The organism is Paenibacillus polysaccharolyticus (assembly GCF_023714295.1).
Classification (GTDB): domain Bacteria; phylum Bacillota; class Bacilli; order Paenibacillales; family Paenibacillaceae; genus Paenibacillus; species Paenibacillus polysaccharolyticus_A.
The window spans coordinates 200,294-214,959 of the sequence record NZ_JAMAUN010000009.1 but is presented as its reverse complement, the minus strand read 5'-3'; the positions used below and the strand labels follow the sequence as shown (position 1 = coordinate 214,959).

Sequence of the window (14,666 nt, the reverse complement as noted above, 5' to 3'; positions counted from 1 at the left end):
GCCGCTCCCTAAGGGAGCGGCCTTTTTATGAAGGTTTCGTTACATATATTCCATTGAAACTCCTTTTGGTAATTTTGGCTTCTAGCTCGTTTTCATTTTAGCCGCCAAAATCATTGTGCCGCGTGGTTGGTCCCCCAGGGCATCCGGTTCAAGCGTAATCGCTACGGTGTCATAATCGTTCGCGGAATCCAGCGTGTAATACACCGCACCCGTACCGTCGTGACTTAGGAACGTACCCGCATTCTTAGGGGTATCTCCTTTGATCAGCCATACCTGAAACGCCTGATTGCCTTCAAGTGCAGGCAGTTTCTCTGCCTGTACCACGAGGTGTGTGCCTTTGCTATCGATCACAATGGTCGCCAGACCTTGTGCAACAATATCTTGCGTTGCCGGGCTCAGCTTGACGGCTTCGCCCGTTTGCATGCCCTGCGCCGGTGCAAGCGCTGAGACGAGCTGCTCTTGCAGCTGAGCATTCTGCGCTTGCGCCTGAGTCAGCTGCTCCTGCGCAGCCGATACGCCTTCGGCTTGCTGCGTCAGCGAGTCGATGCGGCCTTGCAGCTGCGCCGCGTACACGCCGAGCACCAGCGCCGCTGCCGCGAGGCCCGCACTGGCTGCGCGCCAAGCGCGGCCACCGCGCGCACGCGCGCGCGTTTGTGGCTGCCCCAGCTGCGCCTGGGCAGCCTCTTCAGCCCGGGCCGCGGGCACCGCCGCTGGCGGCAAGCCAGGCCCGGGCTGCGCCGCACGCTCATGCTGCGGCGCCAGGTCTTCCTGAAGCACCGCGGATGCGGGTGCTTCAGGTTGCTGCGCAGGAGTCGCTGCCGGCGTCGCGCCGGTGCTCTCCTGCGCCTGAGCGAGCACGCTGCCCAGCACGCGTGCCCGCATGCCCGGCGGCAGTGCCACAGGATCCGCCGCAAGTGGCAGGAAGCCGGTTACTTCCTGCAATTCCCTTACCTCCTGACGACAAGCTTCGCAATTCGACATATGCGCTTCGAATGCCGCCACTTCCTCTGCTTCCAGTCCACCCAGCACATACATCGGTGCCAGATCAGACCACTCCTCATGTCGTTCTATCATGGATGTATGCCCTCCCTTCCCGCGTCCGGATGCAATTCAGTATCAGCAAGTAGCTTCTGAAGCTGACGCATGGCAAGCCTGACACGGCTCTTGACTGTACCCAGCGGAATCCCGAATCGGCTGGATACCTCTTGTTGCGTTAAGCCTGCATAATATATCGATTCAATTACTTGCTTCTGGTCATCATTCAATTGGGTCAACGCTTGTTTAATGCGCTTGCCTTCCCATTTGCGCTGGACCTCTTCTTCTGTATTTGTATATTCGTCAGCATATGCCGCCAGTGTCTCATGCTCAACTGAAGTGGTTGCTGCTCCTTTCGATCTCCGCCTCAGCATGTCCACCGCGATGTTGCGCGTAATCGCAAACATCCACGTGGTCAGCTTCCCCTGTGAGGCATCAAATCGTTCCGCTTTATTCCAGATGCGCAGAAAAAGCTCCTGCACGGTCTCCTCTGCTGTCATCGAATCACCAACAATTCGGTAGGCAAAAGAATAGACGGCCCGTTCATATCGGTCATATAGCAGTTCCAGTGCAGAAGCATCACGTTCTGCAATTCGTTGCATCAACCTGCTGTCCTCTATCGATTCAGTCATCCGAGGGCCCCTTTCTGTATCTTCCCTCATATTATAACCTACGCAGAAACGTTTGAAGAGGATTACCCCTAATAACATTTTTTTGAGATATTTTTTCTGAAAACATTTTTTCTTTCTTTCATAAATATAATACTCATGAATAATATTAGCCTTACTTGCAATCTTTCTTTGAGCAGATACTTCAGGCTAAGTTAAAGGACTATACTGGTGCCTAAAGAGGTATCCTTCCTTTTTATTGCAATTAATTACAGACTGTGGTATGATATAAAAGTTGTATAAACAACCTCATATGATTTTCTGTCTTCTTTTTAACCCCGGAATATTTTCTTCATGCTGCGACCGCAGCGAATATGCTAACTAACCTATGAAGATTGACGAACCTGAATCACAATAACCCGGTAGACAAAGGGTTTACAAGATGTTCCCATTCACACTGGCGCGGTCATCGGAGCCGCAAGGACAAAAGAGAGGTAGGGCTTTTGTTGTTTTGGATATCATTTATTCTTGAGAAGATTGAAAACATACATCAAGCACCCGGAATTGGGTTCCGGGTGCTTTTCTATATCCAATTTTCTTTATCGCTTTTGGAGAAAACCGGCACACGTTCCCCGCTCCCTGGATAAAGCACGCCTTAAAAAAAGATAACCCCGGCTTACTGCCGGAGTTAACACATTAATGATTCCGTTATATTCTTTCGAGAAAGACTCTTATAAGAAACGAATCTGTAATCGAATGAATCCAGTCAGGTTTTCCGATTGGCCCGATGTTGCAGTTCACGCTTGAACTGCGCCTCTCAGCAGAGGTTTTAAATAAACATGGTTTTGGATATGATTACGAGCAGAATGAATAAAACAAGAATGGTTCCCATGGAACTCCAGACGCCTCCACCATAGGCAGGTGCACAACCATGGTGGTATCCCTGCACCATCGGTGCTTGATTTGGCTGGTAGCCATAAGGCATTGTTCCGTAATTGTACATGTCTTGACCTGGATATTGGTAACCGTACATATGTTCATGCCCTCCTTGTTGTCCGTAAACTTGCCCCTGTCCGTTCGGTGAGTTCGGTTTAACTTCGCTCATCGTCATGCCTCCTTAACGTTTGCCTACACCTTAAGCTATGTATTTGCCCTATACGGCGACCGGGCTATGGCCCCCATAATCTCAAAATGGGCGTTTAACCCCTGACCCTTATCTTTATTCACATTTCTTCTCCTTCTCCCGTTACAACATTTAGTAGCCTAAACTCTCTTCCCTTGCTCAACGTAGCTTGTCCAATCTCATAAAACCCTGCCGGTTACCCGGCAGAGCACGACACATTACACCCAGAACGACTTAGTGATGATCACGAGCAGAATGAACAACACCAGGATTGCTCCAGTGGAAGTCCAGCCGCCGTATCCCATTCCTCCTACTTCACCCATCTTAATCCCTCCCCTACGTGCGAATTTTACTATAACCGTTTATTAGATCAGGAATGCTTTAGAGATGATCACCAGCAAGATAAAGAGAACCAGAATCGCGCCAGTCGATGTCCATGCACCGCCGTATCCACCAACTACTCCACTCATGTAAAACCCTCCTTTGATTTGAGGTACAGTTCACTATATGCATCAGACACACAGTGGACCGGGCTCATGAACAAAATGGGCAGAAATAGCAATCAGACACCGCCACGTCAAATGACAGTATAGTCTAGAGTATGTTTTTTCAGTTTGAGAGAAATGGTACAAATGACGAAGTTTAAAGGAAAGCGTATGAATTGATGCCTAAGTTTGTGGTAGCACACTTTGGTTATCAGTCTTGATATAGAGCAGAGCACCACGTATTTTGAGATACTTTCAAAACTTAAAAACGACAAGCCCCTATTGGGACTTGTCTCTTAAATGGGTTTTTATTCTGTTCATTAGAAAACTTCAGCCTGGAGTAGACTTGATCTACTTTAGGTTGCCAACAGCCTATCTTCTTGCCAATTCATCTTTGTTTTTTAGTTTGGCCTATTATGGAGCGAGATCAGCTTATCCTGCACCGACTGCAACTTCTGCACGCTGGAAGCATCCGGTTTATCACGCCGGTCATCGATTTTCACGGATGTGGAGACACGCTGGGCTCCTGACAGAAACGGAGCTTCATGCAAAGCCGCGATGGCGGTGAAAACTTCATTTAGCGGACCTTCAATAATGGTGCTCATCGAAGTTAACTGATATGTAATGCCACGTTGTCTTTCCAATATCTTTTGCATGTCTGCTACATAACTGCTCAGACTGGTGGTTCCTGTTCCAATCGGAATAACGGTTACTTCTGCAATTGCCACTTCGCTCTGCCTCCTCTGGGCACCGTTCGAACCGTTGCCGCTCAAGTTTTAGTCGAGTTTTGACTGATTTTATTTTACCAGTTTAAAGTGCTCCAATTCAAACTGACGTGATGACGTCATTCTAAATCCCGTAAATTTTTTTTCGCAGAATCTTCAAATCTTCCAGTCCTTTTCCTTTGCGGATTTCTGGCTTAGATGGTATACTCGGAATTACGTTTTAAGGTTTCCACCCTGTTTACAAACACTATATGTTGGGGTACATTAGTATAACAACAACAAAATATAGTGAAACGGGATACCCCACTTCTTATAACCAGCATCTGGAATCTATCGAAAAACAAGATGAAATCACCTCCAAAGGCACGTCCCTGTAGGTGTAAATCGCTTTCTCGAAGACAGGGCTGGCATGGAGGTTAACGGGGCTGTTTGGACTGCGTCCGTTAACATTATTCACAGGTATGAAATGATCAGACAAAAGCTTACATACAGCAACTTGTTCTGTCGAAGGCATGCATAGATAAGACTGTCAAAAACCAGAACATGAATGGGCATTTTCAGCCGTAAGGCAAGGGGAATGCTTTTTGTATGAGCAGGTTCTGTCCACTCCTTGTCGTATGATTTCATCCCAAACGTATCTGGTTACTGCCACTGTAGTCCGCAAAATCCGTATTTACTCACCGTTGTAGACCTCCAATTCTTATTTTCAAAGAATTGTTTAATTTATTTTTTTATCATTATCTTTTTATCATGTGAAAGCGAGGAATATTCATGCCACAAGTTGTGACCAAGCCGAACAATCGCCAGCTTGCCTTTGACGAGATGCGTATCTCGGTATATGCCGACCGTATCCTGGAAGGACTGGACATGCTCGACAAGGAACGTCTGGTTCGCGGAGTAACGAGCAAACTTCGTCGTGACGAAGTTACCGGAGATGAGATCAGCAATGCTTTTATGATGAGCGCTCTGGAACTGGTAACGAAAGAAGAGCCGAACTGGAAATTTGCAGCAGCGAGATCCCTGCTTACTTCCCTTTACAAAAAAGCGGCAACTAACCGCAGATACAAATCCTACCCGGATGAACCTTACGGTGCATTCCATCCGCTGATTGTTGACCTTGTCAAAAAAGGCATCTATCGCGAAGAGTTGCTGGAATGTTACACCAAGGAACAGATCGACGAACTTGCGGAGTGCATTGACTATCGCAACGATCTGCTCTTCGATTACATCGGTTTGCTCACACTGGCTGAGCGTTACCTCGCCAACGATTTTGATGGAAAAGTCATGGAATTGCCACAGGAGCGTTACATGGTCATTGCCATGTACCTGATGCACCAGGAACCTGCTGACAAACGTATGGATCTGGTGAAAGAAGCCTACTGGGCGATGAGCAACATGTATATGACGGCAGCTACGCCGACAATGTCCAACGCAGGTAAAAAGGTAGCCGGACAGCTCTCCAGCTGTTTCATCGACACAGTAGATGACTCGCTCGAAGGGATCTTTGATTCCAATACAGACGTAGCTCGTTTGAGCAAAATGGGCGGCGGCATCGGCGTGTACCTCGGTAAAGTCAGAGCGCGTGGTTCAGACATCCGCGGTCACAAAAACACAAGCTCAGGCGTTATTCCTTGGATTCGCCAGTTGAACAACACAGCAGTAAGCGTAGACCAGCTTGGCACACGTAAAGGTGCGATTGCGGTTTACCTGGACGTTTTCCATAAAGATATCCTGGCATTCCTCGACCTGAAGCTGAACAACGGCGACGAGCGGATGCGTGCACATGACGTTTTCCACGGTATCTGTCTGCCTGACCTGTTCATGGAGCGTGTCGAAAGTCGTGGCGAATGGAGCTTGTTCTGCCCGCACGAGACGAAAAAAGTGATGGGCTGGAAAGATGAGAACGGCCGTGCACTGGGTCTGGAAGACTTCTACGATGAAACGAAGGGTCAAGGTACATTCCGCGAGAAATATGAAGAAGCAGTGAATCATCCGCTTTTGTCCCGTATTACGGTACAAGCAATCGACATCATGAAACGTGTCATGAAATCACAACTTGAAACAGGTACACCGTACATGTTCTACCGTGACACTGTAAATCGTTCGAACCCTAACCGGGCACATGGCATGGTGTACTCATCCAACCTGTGTACTGAAATTATGCAGAACCAATCCGCTACCGTGGTGGAAAAAGAAGAACTGGTGACCAAGGATGGTCAGACACGCATCGTGATCTCCAAAGTGCCTGGTGACTTCGTGGTCTGCAACCTGAACTCGATCCACTTGGCTCGCGCGGTACCTCATAACGTACTGGAGCGTCTGATTCCGATTCAGGTTCGTATGCTGGACAACGTTATTGACATCAACAACATTGAGGTGCTTCAAGCCCAATACACGAACAGTCAGTATCGCGCTGTTGGTCTGGGAACGTTCGGATTGCATCACCTGCTTGCGCTCGAAGGCATTCGTTGGGAATCCGAAGAAGCTGTTACCTATAACGATAATCTGTATGAAAAAATTAACTATTTGCTCGTTCAAGCCAGCATGGAACTGTCCAAAGAAAAAGGACATTATCCGAAGTTCAAAGGCTCCGACTGGGAAAGTGGTCATTACTTCGATCAACGCGAGTACACAACGGGTGAGCGCGTAGGCGAATTCGTAACTACAGATCAATGGAAAGAACTGCAATCACAAGTCAAACAAAACGGCGTACGTAACGCATGGATGTTTGCTATCGCACCAAACGGTTCCACCTCCATCATCGCCGGTTCAACAGCAAGTATTGATCCACTGTATGAGCTGTTGTCCTATGAAGAGAAAACAACATACAAAATTGCCAACCCGGCACCGGATCTTTCCGAAAAAACGATCTGGTACTACAAAACGGCATTTATGGTGGATCAACATGCTTCCATTAATATGGCCGCTGCCCGTCAGCGTCACGTTGACCAAGGTCAAAGCTTCAACCTGTATGTTCGTCCAGATATTAAGGCGACGGAGTTCCTGGAATTGCATCTTCACGCTTGGAGAGCCGGCATGAAATCGACCTATTATGTTCGTAGCCGTGCATTAACGATCGAGGAATGTGATTCCTGCGCAAGCTGATCCACATAAGAATGGTAACATCGTGATGGATATGGGCACCTCCATTCTGTCACGCTGATCATGATGACCACCGGGGCATCCTGTTTTGAATGCAAAATAGCGTTGCCCTGGTTCTTTTTGCCCAAAACCTGACCACAGCATCGCAAGATGTTAAATATATGCCAAAACAGTACAAGCTTGTTCTGTCATCGTTGTTATATAGTGTAAATTCATTCAAGGAGTGAACGGATTATGCAAGTACAGAAAATTTTCAATACCGAAGCGCCTAACCAATCGACACGTATTATTGAAGGTGAATGCTCGGGTATCCTGAACTGGAACGACATTCGTATGCCTCATATGTACAAATTGTACAAAGTATTGTTGCTTAACCACTGGATCGCTGACGAGATTCCGATGTCCAAGGATGCTTCCCAATTTGCCCAACTGGACGAAGAAGAGAAACGTACGTTCAAAATTAACATCTCCCTGCTAGCTGTACTGGATTCCATGCAAACGATGTTTGTTGGTGACGTGAAACGTTATTTTACCGACTCTTCCCTTGAAGCGATCTCGGCGATCATCGGACAACAGGAAGTTGTGCATAACCAATCCTACTCCTACGTTCTGTCTTCCATCGTTTCCGATCAGGAGCAGAAAGAGATTTTCGAATATTGGAAACATGATCCGGTGTTGCTGGACCGCAACCGTTTCATCGCGGATATTTATCAAAGCTTCCGGGACAACCCTTCTCCACAGACGTTCTTCCAAGCGATGGTTGCTGACTTGATTCTCGAAGGTATTTTCTTCTATAGTACATTTGCGTTCTTCTATAACCTGGCTCGTGACCAGAAAATGATGGCAACCAGCCAAATGATCTCGTACATCCAGCGGGACGAAAACCAGCACTGCTATTTCTTTGCGGAAGTATTCAAACAGTTGCTCGTGGACTTCCCTGAACTGAACACACCAGAAAACATGGACTACGTGTACAAAACGATTGACCGCGCAGTTGAGCTGGAAACGAACTGGGCACATTATACACTCAGCAACGTTCGCGGCATCGACCTGAACGAGCTGGAAGACTATATCAAATACACAGCGAACAAACGCTTGCGTCTGATGGGTATGGAAAAGGCATATGAAGGCGTTGACGTGAACTGCATGCCTTGGATCAAACCTTTCTCCGACGAAGCGCTGAACGCAACGAAAACGGACTTCTTCGAAGCCAAATCCCGTAACTACGGTAAAGTCGGCGACGATAACGGATTTGACGATTTGTAGAATAACGTCTAACACTGCACACTCTCTCATGCTGGGAAGCTTTACGGCTACCCGTATGAGAGAGTGTTTTTTTGTCTCTAAACCTTGTAAAATAGTGGGTAGAGTTTCCTATTCTTTCACGATGAAATGAGGTCTAATCATGGATAGAGAGTTGCTGGAACAGATTAATGTTTGGCATGAACAGGAAGACTATGCGCTCATCGTTAAACGTATTGAGGCATTACCCGAATCCGAGCAGGATGCCGAAACGATCGGACAGCTTGCAAGAGCATATAACAATTTGGAAGAGTATCGCACAGCCATTAAACTATTACAAGGCGTTAAGGAACAAGGCCAACTAGACCCGTTATGGCACTTCCGGTTAGGTTATGCCTACTGTTACGTCGCTGAATACAAGCTGGCACAGGCAGCTTTTGAAGAAGCGAATCGACTTGAGCCCAATGATGAGTCTACCCTGGAATACCTGGACTGGATTCGCCCGAAAGCAGCTAAAATGGATCGGGATCGCATTCGCTGGGAGACGGAGCAGGCAGAGTGGGAGCAAAGCGGAACACTAAACCAGCTTCAGGTTGCTTCAGGCACATACGATCCCGCAACGTTCTGGCGGTATAGCGATTATGCGCAAGATAACCATGTGTCTTCTCCTTTTGACGAGGAATTAATTCAATCCATTGAACAGGAACTCGGCTACAAACTGCCAGCTTCCTATATCCAGCTAATGAAAACGCAAAATGGCGGTTTTCCTGCGCGCACAACGTTTCCGACCCAAGAAGGTACAAGTTGGGCAGAGAATCATATCGCCATTACAAGCATCTTGGGTATTGGACGGGATAAGATGTATTCCCTTGGTGGAGAGTTCGGCAGTCGCTTTATGATCGAAGACTGGGGATACCCTGACCTCGGGGTTGTCATCTGTGATTGCCCGTCTGCCGGTCATGATGTCGTCATGCTGGACTATCGCTTCTGCGGCCCTCAAGGCGAACCTTGTGTTGTTCATGTGGATCAGGAAAGCGATTATGAAATTACTTATCTGGCACCGAATTTCGAAGTTTTCATTCGGGGTTTGCTGGACGAAGAGGATTTTAATTTGCTTGACGAGGATGGCTCTGACTCTCTTGATGAAGAACAAGCAATTACTGCTGTATTCACTGAGAACCAAAGCGTGTCAACATTCTCTAAAGAAGCCATTGCCCCTTTTAGGTTCATTGATGCGGGAACCAATTCCTATTCCGTGATTCTCAATGCAGGTACATATCTTCAGGACGTCTTTGACTCACGCGCAGATGAAGGTTTCGAAGGTGGCGGGTACGATTGGGCCTCCCTCGCATCTGTCTTTCTTGAAGAAAAGATGCCTCATCTGACTTCGGTTATTCGTTTCGATCCGGAAGCGGATATGTTCTGTGCCTATACAGATGACAAAGAAGCTCTCATATCCTTTATTCTGGGATTCAAGCAGGCATGTGAGCAACGTGATCTTATTCTCGACCTGTTTTCAAGAGCGGAGCTGGACTAAACAGAAGATAAGGAGCCCTTTTATGACGACTCGCATTTACTTTGCTTCCAATAGTCTCGGTCATGTCACGGAACACAGTCTGCAGAAGGCACTGGATCACTTCAATCTCGGAGTGTTAGTCCAGTTCCAGCGGACAGCTGAAGGCGTGATGGGGCAAACCTTGTTTATTCAAACTACGCAAGGTGAGTTTATTCTGAAGGGCAATCCGTTGTACAACGGACAGTTTCAAGAAGAGCAATTTTTCGTGAAGCAACTGGCGGCGCGCACTACCATCCCTGTTCCTGTTCCCTATCAGATTCAGGAAGACACGCAGCTATTGGGTTGGAGTTACGTAATCATGCCCAAGTTGCCTGGAAACCATCTGTATGATCCTGTTTTCCAAACAACGTTAACTTCACAAGATCATGAAGACATTGCAGATGTACTGGCTGAAACGTTAGCCGAACTGCATCACTGGAAAGTTCCGGATGCCGGAGAATACGATCCAGTGGCAGACAAAATCATGCCTTTTGCCGGCTCGTATCTGGACTGGCTGTACGGAAGCATCCGTCACTGGTTGCATGATGCGGAGAAGTACTCCGTGATTACTGACGATGATGTAAGCTGGGTGGATGAGCAATTGAGACAGTCCGAGTCTGCTTTTTTAGTCTCGACGGTTCATGAATTTGTCATGGGAGATTTCAAAGTTGAGAACTTTCTTATCCAAAAAACAGATCCGCCTGCATCCTCTTGGAGAATCAGTGGATTATTTGATTTTACGACTGCTTATTTCGGCGATGGCACAGCCGATCTGACTAAAATAACCGCAAGATACCTCCGGGAAGACAGGCCTGATCTGGCCGCGAGATTTCTTCATCATTACCGGGAAAACGTCTGTGCAGACGATGTGGAAAAATGTAAACATTTTCGTTCACGCCTTCTGATTCATCTATTGTATCAACGTATTCTATGGTGGGGTGAAGCGAAGGCGACCGGACAAGTGAACTGGGAAGCTGATCTACCTTTTGCTCCCTGGGCAGAGCAGTATATCGAGAAGGTACTCTCTTTGCTGGACTGAACTCCCCGTTGATCTGAATCCATAGTAGTGGACGACCCCTGATGTGATAACTCGATACGAAAATAGCCAGTGATCCTAAGGATCACTGGCTATTTTATGTTTCCTATATAATACCCATGTTACATGCTAATTCAAATGACGCACTCACATGAATGATCCACTGAATTCTATGGTGATCAAATCATTCGAATTAAACCTGTGCAACAGGAGTCTCTTGATGCTTTTGCAAAAACTCTACCATTTTACGATAAACTAAAATTTCATTCGTTTTTCTGGAGAAACCATGGCCCTCATCATCCAATACGATGTACTCGACGTCTACACCTTTTTCCTGCAGTGCGGCTACGATCTGGTCGGATTCAGCCTTGACCACTCTTGGATCGTTAGCCCCTTGAATGACTAGCATCGGGTTTACCATCTGATCCAGATACGTAATCGGGGAATCCTTGGTTAAGCGTTCACGGTCACGTACCGGATCACCCAGCCATCTGTCCATCATTGGCTTCCAATCCTCCGGTACAGATTCCAGAAAGGTGAACAGATTGCATGGGCCAAAGATGTCGACGGCTGCGCGGAACAGCTCCGGATGACGGCCTGCAAGCAGCAGGGTCATGTATCCTCCGTAACTGCCACCTACTACAAATAAGCGTTCCGGTGAGCTGATGGCTTGATCAAATAACCACTGTATACCTGCAACACAGTCCAGTCTCGGCCCTTCGCCCCAGTCTCGCTCAACCATTTTTACAAATTCAGCACCATATCCTGTACTCCCCCGAAAGTTCGGAGCAAAGAGATTATACCCTTGTGCAAGCAACAACTGAAACATCGGACGCAAAAATTTGGCTTCGGATGCCTGTGGCCCGCCATGCGGCCAGAAGACGCTGTAACCGTTCGCTTTCTCCGGTTTGGCTTTGAACAACAGCGCTTCAATCTCTAGTCCGTCATAGGAATTGTACCTTACCACATCAGGATATACGAGATCGTCCGGATTCAGACCTGTGACCCGATTGGCTGTTAACGGCTCCCATGACTCAGCATCTGCAACAAGACGATAGATATTATGCGGTTGCACAGCACCGCGTCCAAGAATGTACACGTTACCGGATTTAGTCACGTTCACCTGTTCGATCGTATCGAGCGGCATGTCCATGCGGCGAGGTTTTTCAGCATCTTTTTCCAGCACATACATGTGATACTCCGGCCCGGTCATTGTCCAGATAAATAACGTTTCAGACGCCTCATGCCAGCGGATTTCTTCTACATCTTCACCCTCAATATGACACAGTGCACGAAATTCTCCCGTATCTATGACATACTCCGCTACATAGGCATATGCCGAATTATCGTTGGTAATCAGCAACAAACGATCATTACCTGCAAATAGAACATATGGAACCTGACTCTGCCGCTCCGTAACCGGCACTATGGCATGAGATTCCCCGTTCCGGTGAAGATGAGCGGTCTGATACGTATTGGAGTACATTTTCAAAATAACATAGGCTTCTTCATTGGGACTTACCGCAATCAGGCTGCTGGTTACCTCTTCTCCCTGATACAAAAGCTTATCTTCCCCAGTCTCCAGGTCACGAAGGCGTGCATTCATATAATTCGGATTGCCTGAACTGGTGTTATAATATAACCGTTTTCCGTCCTCAGATAAATGAGCATAATAACAGCGGTCACTCGGATCAGCTGGGACAATCGGAAGCGGAACTCCCCCCTCCGGTGGCAACGCATAGAGGTGATAGTTTTCGTTCCCATCCCGATCAAAAGCGGTAAGAAGATGACGTCCCTGCGGATCAGCCTTAATAAATTGACTACTTTGGTTCAAATACGTCAGTGGGTACGGATACCCTCCCGGCAAGTCCATCGCCCAAATATTCGGCTGACCATTCAGGTTGCTATCCATATACAACTTTTTCTCATCCGCTGATACGGCAAAATGCGAAATACGATACGTCTGAAAATACTGCTCTACATCCGGTTTCGGAAACTGAATCATGACAAACCTCCTTAAGATTAAACCCATGAATTTAACATTGGTAAATTAAGGTTCCATTTGTCCAGTTTATCGTTTATTCCATTGTTTTCACAATAGATATGTGAGCTTTAATTCCATTTTCTTTTTGATTTGTACATACCTCATGAATAAAAGGTCATATGCGGTTTAGCCTCACGATAAAAGTCCAACCGCTTCTTCAAGCTGCCTGTATGTAGTTCAAATAGATGCCCGTCCGGGTCTGTAAAATAAACCGATCTCCCATCCCGTTCATCTCTCGCTCTTCCGGAAATAATGTCCGCACCTGCGGCTCTTAACTGCTCCACCGAAGCGTCAAACTCTTCTTCTTTTACCGTAAACGCTATATGGGTGTAGGTTCTTTCCGTATAATTCCGAAGCACATCCTCCTGATTCAAAGCAATCCAAAGGCCCGCCAGTTCGAAGTAGGCCAGCTTGCGTCCTTTCACCTGAATTAGGGCACCGAGAGCCTGCTCAAAGAACGTAATAGATCGCTCCAGATTCGATACGGAAAAGCACAAATGATTAATTCCCTGAATGTTCATAGGGCTCCTGACACCTCCATCAAAATTAAAGGGTTACTCCCTTATTATGGTATATATTTTCTGTAGAACACAAGCTTATAGCACGGCCAAACTGCATCTTTTTCGGGATGAATGCATAGGGTAGGCTTATCAAGGAACGTTCGAGGAGGATATGCAAACCATGAACCCTGTCTATCCATTTTACGGTGAGAAGACGGTATGTAAACCACAGAAGTTAGCTTTTCCGCCCCAGCATCAGGATCAGCAGCCCGGTCTGGAATCGCTGATGGTGCCCGAACCGATCAGTGAAGACCCTGCTTATATTGGCAGTTGCAAACTGCAAGGCAAAGTTGCGATTATCACAGGCGGCGATAGTGGTATCGGTCGGGCGGCGGCGATTGCTTTTGCCAAAGAAGGTGCAGATGTTGTGATCGCTTATTTATATGAACGAACGGACGCGGAATGGACACGAGACCGAATCGTGGAGCTGGGGCAGCGCTGCCTGCTCATCGAGACGGATCTGCGACTAAAACCAAACTGCGAAGCCGTCATTCGCAAGACCATGGAAACGTTCGGGAAAATCGATATACTGGCCAACAACCACGCCGTACAGTATGTACAGCAAAGCATTGTCGACATCACCGAGGAGCAGCTCTATCATACGTTTCAAACAAATGTGTTCTCGTATTTCTTCCTGATCCAGTCTGCCCTTCCCCATCTGTGCCAAGGGGCGTCCATCATCAACACCGCCTCCATTACAGCTTACAAAGGTGATGTGCGACTCATTGATTATTCATCGACCAAAGGCGCTGTCGTCTCCCTCACCCGTGTTCTCTCCCAATCGCTCGCTGACAAAGGCATCCGTGTAAACGCCGTGGCTCCGGGACCCATCTGGACTCCGCTTATTCCTGCCAGCTTCTCGGCTGAAGATGTGCAGGTGTTCGGCACCGATACACCCATGGGCCGAGCGGGTCAACCTTACGAGCTAGCTGCAGCCTATGTCTATCTGGCTTCACGCGATTCCTCCTATGTCACGGGCGAATGTATCCATGTCAATGGCGGCGATATGGTGACAACTTAAGAGCTACTGGCATGAGTATGTGTACATTCAAACGGCTTTGCTTATATTCTATGTTCTTGCCCCTTGATGTCAGGTTGGATTTGGATGTTTTGGCAGGAGATTGGCTTGTCGGTTGCGAAAAGGGTTAGAA

General features: G+C 47.4%; 13 protein-coding genes. 5 read left to right on the top strand and 8 right to left on the bottom strand.

The features are described from left to right. Positions 1 to 81 precede the first annotated feature (81 nt). The 6 genes from M3629_RS20555 to M3629_RS20530 form a co-directional block, all read right to left on the bottom strand. On the bottom strand, positions 82 to 1,074 hold the full coding sequence (locus M3629_RS20555) for an anti-sigma factor domain-containing protein (RefSeq protein ID WP_285888946.1): 993 nt from the start codon (positions 1,072 to 1,074) through the stop codon (positions 82 to 84). Continuing rightward, positions 1,071 to 1,667, bottom strand: a complete 597-nt coding sequence (locus M3629_RS20550; protein WP_251509821.1) for an RNA polymerase sigma factor — start codon at positions 1,665 to 1,667, stop codon at positions 1,071 to 1,073. The genes M3629_RS20555 and M3629_RS20550 overlap by 4 nt, the downstream gene beginning before the upstream one ends. An 805-nt stretch (positions 1,668 to 2,472) precedes the next feature. After that, positions 2,473 to 2,595: a sporulation protein YjcZ gene (locus tag M3629_RS20545; RefSeq protein ID WP_251509865.1), complete on the bottom strand. Its 123-nt coding sequence runs from the start codon at positions 2,593 to 2,595 to the stop codon at positions 2,473 to 2,475. Positions 2,596 to 2,984: 389 nt separating this feature from the next. After that, positions 2,985 to 3,089 carry a YjcZ family sporulation protein gene (locus M3629_RS20540; protein WP_222592193.1) on the bottom strand — a complete coding sequence of 35 codons (105 nt, stop codon included), beginning with the start codon at positions 3,087 to 3,089 and terminating at the stop codon, positions 2,985 to 2,987. A 42-nt stretch (positions 3,090 to 3,131) separates the two neighbouring features. Beyond that, the gene (locus M3629_RS20535) at positions 3,132 to 3,236 is read right to left on the bottom strand and encodes a hypothetical protein (RefSeq protein WP_017690880.1); all 105 of its coding nucleotides are present in this window, start codon (positions 3,234 to 3,236) and stop codon (positions 3,132 to 3,134) included. A 416-nt stretch (positions 3,237 to 3,652) separates the two neighbouring features. Beyond that, positions 3,653 to 3,979, bottom strand: coding sequence for an MTH1187 family thiamine-binding protein (locus M3629_RS20530; RefSeq protein ID WP_090918642.1), 327 nt, complete (start codon positions 3,977 to 3,979; stop codon positions 3,653 to 3,655). 768 nt (positions 3,980 to 4,747) lie between these two features. On the opposite strand from M3629_RS20530, the gene M3629_RS20525 reads away from it, so the two are divergent. The 4 genes from M3629_RS20525 to M3629_RS20510 all read left to right on the top strand — a co-directional run bounded on the left by M3629_RS20525 (position 4,748) and on the right by M3629_RS20510 (position 10,914). Continuing rightward, on the top strand, positions 4,748 to 7,081 hold the full coding sequence (locus tag M3629_RS20525) for a ribonucleoside-diphosphate reductase subunit alpha (RefSeq protein WP_090918644.1): 2,334 nt from the start codon (positions 4,748 to 4,750) through the stop codon (positions 7,079 to 7,081). Positions 7,082 to 7,312: 231 nt separating this feature from the next. Beyond that, positions 7,313 to 8,344 (top strand): ribonucleotide-diphosphate reductase subunit beta, encoded by a 1,032-nt coding sequence (locus M3629_RS20520; protein WP_090918646.1) that lies wholly within the window; start codon positions 7,313 to 7,315, stop codon positions 8,342 to 8,344. 139 nt (positions 8,345 to 8,483) lie between these two features. Continuing rightward, a complete protein-coding gene (locus M3629_RS20515; RefSeq protein ID WP_251509820.1) occupies positions 8,484 to 9,857 on the top strand; it encodes an Imm51 family immunity protein in 1,374 nt (457 codons plus the stop codon). 22 nt (positions 9,858 to 9,879) lie between these two features. Further along, positions 9,880 to 10,914, top strand: a complete 1,035-nt coding sequence (locus M3629_RS20510) for a phosphotransferase family protein (protein ID WP_251509819.1) — start codon at positions 9,880 to 9,882, stop codon at positions 10,912 to 10,914. A gap of 190 nt (positions 10,915 to 11,104) precedes the next feature. On the opposite strand, the gene M3629_RS20505 is transcribed toward M3629_RS20510, so the two are convergent. Together M3629_RS20505 and fosB are read right to left on the bottom strand one after the other, a co-directional pair. Then, positions 11,105 to 12,916 carry a S9 family peptidase gene (locus M3629_RS20505; RefSeq protein WP_251509818.1) on the bottom strand — a complete coding sequence of 604 codons (1,812 nt, stop codon included), beginning with the start codon at positions 12,914 to 12,916 and terminating at the stop codon, positions 11,105 to 11,107. 140 nt (positions 12,917 to 13,056) lie between these two features. Beyond that, complete coding sequence (gene fosB / locus M3629_RS20500; RefSeq protein ID WP_251509817.1) at positions 13,057 to 13,476, bottom strand: metallothiol transferase FosB; 420 nt, start codon at positions 13,474 to 13,476, stop codon at positions 13,057 to 13,059. A 160-nt stretch (positions 13,477 to 13,636) separates the two neighbouring features. On the opposite strand from fosB, the gene M3629_RS20495 reads away from it, so the two are divergent. Next, positions 13,637 to 14,536: an SDR family oxidoreductase gene (locus M3629_RS20495; protein ID WP_251509816.1), complete on the top strand. Its 900-nt coding sequence runs from the start codon at positions 13,637 to 13,639 to the stop codon at positions 14,534 to 14,536. Positions 14,537 to 14,666: the final 130 nt, after the last annotated feature.

Bases quoted from the DNA above. Each gene is read 5' to 3' on its own strand.
- M3629_RS20555 (WP_285888946.1), bottom strand. From the start codon at position 1,074: ATGATAGAACGACATGAGGAGTGGTCTGATCTGGCACCGATGTATGTG.
- M3629_RS20550 (WP_251509821.1), bottom strand. From the start codon at position 1,667: ATGACTGAATCGATAGAGGACAGCAGGTTGATGCAACGAATTGCAGAA.
- M3629_RS20545 (WP_251509865.1), bottom strand. From the start codon at position 2,595: ATGGTGCAGGGATACCACCATGGTTGTGCACCTGCCTATGGTGGAGGC.
- M3629_RS20540 (WP_222592193.1), bottom strand. From the start codon at position 3,089: ATGGGTGAAGTAGGAGGAATGGGATACGGCGGCTGGACTTCCACTGGA.
- M3629_RS20535 (WP_017690880.1), bottom strand. From the start codon at position 3,236: ATGAGTGGAGTAGTTGGTGGATACGGCGGTGCATGGACATCGACTGGC.
- M3629_RS20525 (WP_090918644.1), top strand. From the start codon at position 4,748: ATGCCACAAGTTGTGACCAAGCCGAACAATCGCCAGCTTGCCTTTGAC.
- M3629_RS20520 (WP_090918646.1), top strand. From the start codon at position 7,313: ATGCAAGTACAGAAAATTTTCAATACCGAAGCGCCTAACCAATCGACA.
- M3629_RS20515 (WP_251509820.1), top strand. From the start codon at position 8,484: ATGGATAGAGAGTTGCTGGAACAGATTAATGTTTGGCATGAACAGGAA.
- M3629_RS20510 (WP_251509819.1), top strand. From the start codon at position 9,880: ATGACGACTCGCATTTACTTTGCTTCCAATAGTCTCGGTCATGTCACG.
- M3629_RS20505 (WP_251509818.1), bottom strand. From the start codon at position 12,916: ATGATTCAGTTTCCGAAACCGGATGTAGAGCAGTATTTTCAGACGTAT.
- fosB (WP_251509817.1), bottom strand. From the start codon at position 13,476: ATGAACATTCAGGGAATTAATCATTTGTGCTTTTCCGTATCGAATCTG.
- M3629_RS20495 (WP_251509816.1), top strand. From the start codon at position 13,637: ATGAACCCTGTCTATCCATTTTACGGTGAGAAGACGGTATGTAAACCA.